The organism is Bacillus sp. JJ1773 (genome assembly GCF_036962035.1).
Lineage (GTDB): Bacteria > Bacillota > Bacilli > Bacillales > Cytobacillaceae > Cytobacillus.
The window spans coordinates 16,594-21,720 of sequence record NZ_JBALNX010000074.1 but is presented as its reverse complement, the minus strand read 5'-3'; the positions used below and the strand labels follow the sequence as shown (position 1 = coordinate 21,720).

The 5,127-nt window shown below is 37.1% G+C and carries 7 protein-coding genes; 3 read left to right on the top strand and 4 right to left on the bottom strand.

The genetic code is table 11. From position 1 onward, the window contains the following. Positions 1-61: 61 nt before the first annotated feature. Positions 62-343, bottom strand: a complete 282-nt coding sequence (locus V7127_RS20230) for a YlaN family protein (RefSeq protein WP_335343872.1) — start codon at positions 341-343, stop codon at positions 62-64. Between the two features lie 91 nt (positions 344-434). Further along, positions 435-1,364: a glutaminase A gene (gene glsA, locus V7127_RS20225; RefSeq protein WP_335343873.1), complete on the bottom strand. Its 930-nt coding sequence runs from the start codon at positions 1,362-1,364 to the stop codon at positions 435-437. Positions 1,365-1,509: 145 nt separating this feature from the next. Here glsA and V7127_RS20220 point away from each other — a divergent pair, with 145 nt between their 5' ends. Continuing rightward, on the top strand, positions 1,510-2,010 hold the full coding sequence (locus V7127_RS20220; protein WP_335343874.1) for a peptidyl-prolyl cis-trans isomerase: 501 nt from the start codon (positions 1,510-1,512) through the stop codon (positions 2,008-2,010). A 46-nt stretch (positions 2,011-2,056) separates the two neighbouring features. Here V7127_RS20220 and V7127_RS20215 read toward each other — a convergent pair whose 3' ends face one another. Further along, positions 2,057-3,385: a PhoH family protein gene (locus V7127_RS20215; RefSeq protein ID WP_335343875.1), complete on the bottom strand. Its 1,329-nt coding sequence runs from the start codon at positions 3,383-3,385 to the stop codon at positions 2,057-2,059. 184 nt (positions 3,386-3,569) lie between these two features. Between V7127_RS20215 and V7127_RS20210 the strand changes: the two genes are divergently transcribed. Then, on the top strand, positions 3,570-4,169 hold the full coding sequence (locus V7127_RS20210) for a YhcN/YlaJ family sporulation lipoprotein (RefSeq protein ID WP_335343876.1): 600 nt from the start codon (positions 3,570-3,572) through the stop codon (positions 4,167-4,169). 81 nt (positions 4,170-4,250) lie between these two features. On the opposite strand, the gene V7127_RS20205 is transcribed toward V7127_RS20210, so the two are convergent. After that, positions 4,251-4,706 carry a pyridoxamine 5'-phosphate oxidase family protein gene (locus V7127_RS20205; protein WP_335343877.1) on the bottom strand — a complete coding sequence of 152 codons (456 nt, stop codon included), beginning with the start codon at positions 4,704-4,706 and terminating at the stop codon, positions 4,251-4,253. Positions 4,707-4,906: 200 nt separating this feature from the next. On the opposite strand from V7127_RS20205, the gene V7127_RS20200 reads away from it, so the two are divergent. Next, the gene (locus tag V7127_RS20200; protein WP_315668405.1) at positions 4,907-5,107 is read left to right on the top strand and encodes a YlaI family protein; all 201 of its coding nucleotides are present in this window, start codon (positions 4,907-4,909) and stop codon (positions 5,105-5,107) included. Positions 5,108-5,127 lie beyond the last annotated feature (20 nt).

The window sequence follows — 5,127 nt, the reverse complement described above, 5'->3', positions numbered from 1 at the left end:
CCTACCCCCGATGTACAGGACGTACAAGTGTCGACAACGCGAAAGGACGTCGCGTTTCTTTTTATTTTCTTACAGAGGCATCGTGCAGAATAGATAGTTCCTTTTCTAATTCAGCCATAATTGCCTTTCCATCTTTTTCTTCAATGAGGCCAAGACGGACCGCAAAATCTATTTCCCGAGACAACCCAAACATTTGCGTATCAAGCACCTCTTCATATAAAGGGCATTGAGGCATGGTAAGATTGTCCATCTGCACTTTAATTAATTTCAATATTTTATCTGCGTCAGCCTTTAATAGGGCATTTGCTCTTTCCTTATGGTCAATAATCATTTCTGAAGCCAACTTTCAATCCCCCATTTCCGAGCGATTATCTTATCTATAAATTTTATACTTTAGATGAGAAAAAAGCAAGAATAATAAGGATTGAATCCCTTTAAAATATACTAAAATCATAACGCAGAGCAAGTTCCTCTAACAACTTTATACCTGCTATGCTGTTCCCTTTTTCATCGAGTGAAGGACCGAATATACCGATCCCGAACTTATCGGGAACGACAGCGAGAATGCCTCCAGAAACACCGCTCTTCGCTGGTATTCCTACTTTAATAGCAAATTCTCCTGAAGCATTGTACATCCCGCAAGTGACCATAAACGTTTTACAAATCCTTGCAATTTCCAAAGGCAAAAGCCTTTCACCTGTTTCAGGGTCAATTCCATTTAAAGCAAAAACCGCTCCTATCTTCGCTAATTCAAAGCAATTCATTTCGATGGCACATTGTTTCGTATAAAGCATCATTAATTCTTCGATATCTCCTTCTATCACTTTATGCTGCTTCATAAAATAGCATAATGATCGATTAAGCCATGCGGTTTCAAGCTCAGAGGCAGCCACTTCCTTGTCATATGTCAGATCCTTCTTGATTCCTAAACATTGTACAAATTGAAGGATTCGCCCCCATCTTTCAGCTTCATTATTCCCTTTTATCATATTTGTAACAGCAAGTGCCCCGGCATTGATCATCGGATTTAAAGGCTTTGATGGAATAGAGGTTTCAAGCTTCGAAATAGAATTAAAAGGATCTCCAGTCGGCTCCATTCCAACTCTGTCAAACACATAATCAACACCCCTGTCTTGTAAGGCAAGTGCTAATACAAGGACTTTAGAGATGCTTTGTAATGTGAATTTTTTCGTGTAAGTACCCGCATAGAGACATTCATTATTACTTTTATAGATGGCAACAGATAAATCACTTTTGTTTGCCTTGGCAAGCGCTGGAATATAATCTGCTACCTTTCCTTCCTCTGTTATTGAATAAACGTCATTTACAATCATTTGTAAGTCTTCATTTGTTTGACATACCAACGGAACTTCCCCCAAACATCGCTAAATATTTTGGTTGATACTGGAATTTCCATTTTATCATTTGAACGAATGTATGACAATTCCATCAATAATCTGTATACTTACCTTTGTAAATAAGTTTTTTGCCTTTTTAGGAGGAATTTTAATGGAAAATATTATTTCATTAAGCGGGAAAGTTAAATATTCGATTACACTTGATCCAGGGGTTTGGATATTCGATGATCGCCGAGTTGATTTATTATCATTTTTTGAAACGGATCAAGAATTGCAGGATGGTCTTGAGGAATATACAAAATCAATCTCCAAGCATTGGGATAGAGAAATTATGGAAGGTGCTGTTTTTCCCCCAACTTTAAAAACCGAAAAGAAATTTGAAAAGGAAAAAGTATTGAATGGAACTTTTGGCATCCCTTTAAAACCATTTATCCAAAATGCAGAACCTGAAAGAGATGCAGCCACACTCATTATTGTAAGTGAAGAAGAAGGAGAGATAAGTATGCCCCTTCATGAGGGCATGGGGCTAATTCTTGGCTTTTCCATTAATGGCAAGCCTTTAAAAGAGGATGGTCCGGTTTATGTTTATTATAGCGATGGAAGAAATAAAGATAACCCAATAAAAAAAGTTAAAGCTTTGAAGATCAGTTAATCCCTGCGGAAGGGGCGATAATTCCGCCCCTTCTTCATACTGGACGCTATAATAGATCAGCAGCTAATTGTGCAAGTCCAGATCTTTCTCCCTTTATGAGCTTAACATGACCCGCGATTGTTTGGTCCTTAAACCTCTCTACCACGTATGTTAATCCATTATTATAAGCATCTAAATAAGGGTGATCAATTTGTTCAGGATCTCCCATTAACACTATTTTACTTCCCTCTCCTACGCGTGTAAGAATCGTTTTAACCTCGTGTTTTGTTAAATTTTGTGCTTCATCAATGATGATATATTGATCTGGAATGCTCCTTCCTCTAATATAAGTTAATGCCTCAACTTCAATGGAACCCATCCCAGCCAATATGGCATCCAACTCCCCAGGCTTTTTAACATTAAATAAATATTCCAGGTTATCAAAAATCGGCTGCATCCATGGCCTAAGCTTTTCCTCTTTTTCACCAGGCAGAAAGCCTATATCTTTTCCAACTGGTACAATCGGGCGGGCTACAAGCAGCTTTTTGTAATATCCATAGTCTTCTGTCTGCATAAGTCCAGAGGCAAGAGCAATAAGTGTTTTTCCGGTTCCTGCCTTCCCTGTTAAGGTAACAAGAGGAAGATCCTTTCTTAATAGAAGTTCCATGGCTATCGTTTGCTGAACATTTCTAGGTTTAATTCCCCATATATGGTCATAATCAAAAATAAGCTTCTTAACTTTTTTTCTTGTTTTATCTACAATTCCTATTGCTGACGACGATGATCCTAATGCATCCTTCATTACAAGAAATTGGTTAGGGAATACTGGAAAAGTGACGGCTTCTGAGATGGAAAGCTCACCCTTTTCATAAAAACGATTCAACGTTTCCTTCGCAATATATACTTCCAAAAATCCAGTATATAGGTGATCATTCTCAATAACCCGATCACTAAGGTAATCTTCACTTATTAGACCGATTGCATCTGCTTTAACCCTTACGAGTGCATCTTTACTTACTAATATGACCGTTTTTCCATCTTCCTTTGTTTCTTCCTCTAATGATAAATTTTTTGCTACTGCCAAAATTCGATTATCATTCGTTTTTTCAATAAAAATATCTTGTAACTGTTGAAATGAACGATGGTTTAATTCAATTCGCAAGCTTCCGCCATTTTCAAGAGGAATTCGTTCATGAAGTTTTCCTGTACCCCTAAAGCTGTCAATCAGCCTTGATACGTGTCTTGCATTCCTGCCAATCTCGTCCATATATCTTTTCTTCGAATCAACTTCCTCTAGCACTACGGCTGGAATAACCACTTCATTTTCTTCAAAGGAAAAAATTGAATGCGGATCTTGTAACAAGACGTTTGTATCTAACACATATATTTTACTCAATCTGATGCCTCCTGCTCCTCTTAGGTCTATTAAACAGTGGAACGAATGGAACTTTGGTAAAATATATGATTTACCGTATAAAGATAGACGAAATTTTGCACAATAACCGTTAATGATTCCTTTAATAATGCTTTAGCTTTCTGAAATGGACTAGCTAAAGCCTAAGTATAGGAGATGGTGAAAATTGAAAAAGCAGTTGTTTATCGGACTTGCAATCATACTGATGGCGGGATGTGGAATCAATAATAATCAAAGCCAAGAAAATCCAAATCAAAATTTAGTAAATGTCAAAAACAGTACTATACAAGAAGTTGATCGTACAACTGGGCAGCATATCTCAAAGCGTTTAGTCAACCTCGCTACAAGCATTCCTAATGTAAACGATGCTACCGCAGTTGTTCTCGGCCGATATGCGATTGTCGGAATTGATGTCAACAAAAACTTGGAGAGATCAGAGGTTGGTGCCATTAAATATTCAGTAGCGGAAAGCTTGAAAAATGATCCTGACGGAGCAAGAGCTATTATCATTGCTGATCCTGACATAAATGCACGTTTAAGAGAAATTTCAGATGATATTCAAAACGGGAAGCCTATTCAAGGAATAATGAATGAATTAGCAGACATTGCCGGCCGTTTAATGCCTGAAATTCCAGCAGACATTATAGATCCTAGACCAAAGAATGCCCCAGAGGAACCGAAAAAGAAATTAAATAATCCTGATGAACGAAAGCTTGAGAATGAACAAGAAGAACAGTCAAACCACTTTAAGGATAAACATGAATAAGTAATCAAATAAGGAAAAGCGGCCAATGGACTTTGTCGATGACAATTTCTAATAGCGCACGAAAAAGGCCCAGTCATTCGACTAGGCCTTTTTCATTGCGTCCATTACCTGTTTATCTAGACGTGCTGCTGCATCCTTATCATATGTTTTGTCATATTGGGGTTCAGAAATAATCTTGGAACCGTAGAACATGACATCCCGTACTTCATGAATAGACAATTCTAGAAGAGCAAGCTTTAATGGAACACCATCTAGCTTTTCCTCCTTAACAGTAACATCTCCTGTTATGGAATATGTAGATTCATTTGCGATTAAATTAATTACCGCCTTTTTGTTCTCTTTTATGTTTTGAACAATTCTTGAACGATTATCAACCGCAAATTGAATAGTCCCTTCATCTTTGGCCAGTACCCATGAAATGGCACTAACATTTGGTCCGCCCGTTTCGAAATCAATTGTCGATAACGTGACAAACCTTTCTTGCTGCAATGCATCAAAAAGTGGTTTAATTAATTTTGGTTCTACTTGATTTGCCATTCAAATTCCTCCTTCATTCTACATCATATTATGCCCATCCTTAACTTTCAACCGATACATATTATCAGCATACAAAAAGAAAGTCGTATTAAAGATATACATCATATATAATTATAATAGGCTTTAGTGAACTTACCAAACGAATAGGATTACAAGGCAATGAATAAATCATTTATGAAAATAGTTTTGAGGTGTACGCGATGAGAGTTAAATGTGTTTTATGTGATAAAATTGAATCCATTGAAGATCAATCATTTCAGGCAAAAAGACTTAGGAACAGGCCGATCCATACTTATATGTGTAAGGATTGTGAAGCTAGAATAACAGCAAATACCCAAAAAAGAATGGAAACTGGCAACTTTAAATTGTACCAAAGCAAAGTAAAGGAAGAAGAATGGTAACAAGAAAAGCGGAAGCGCCT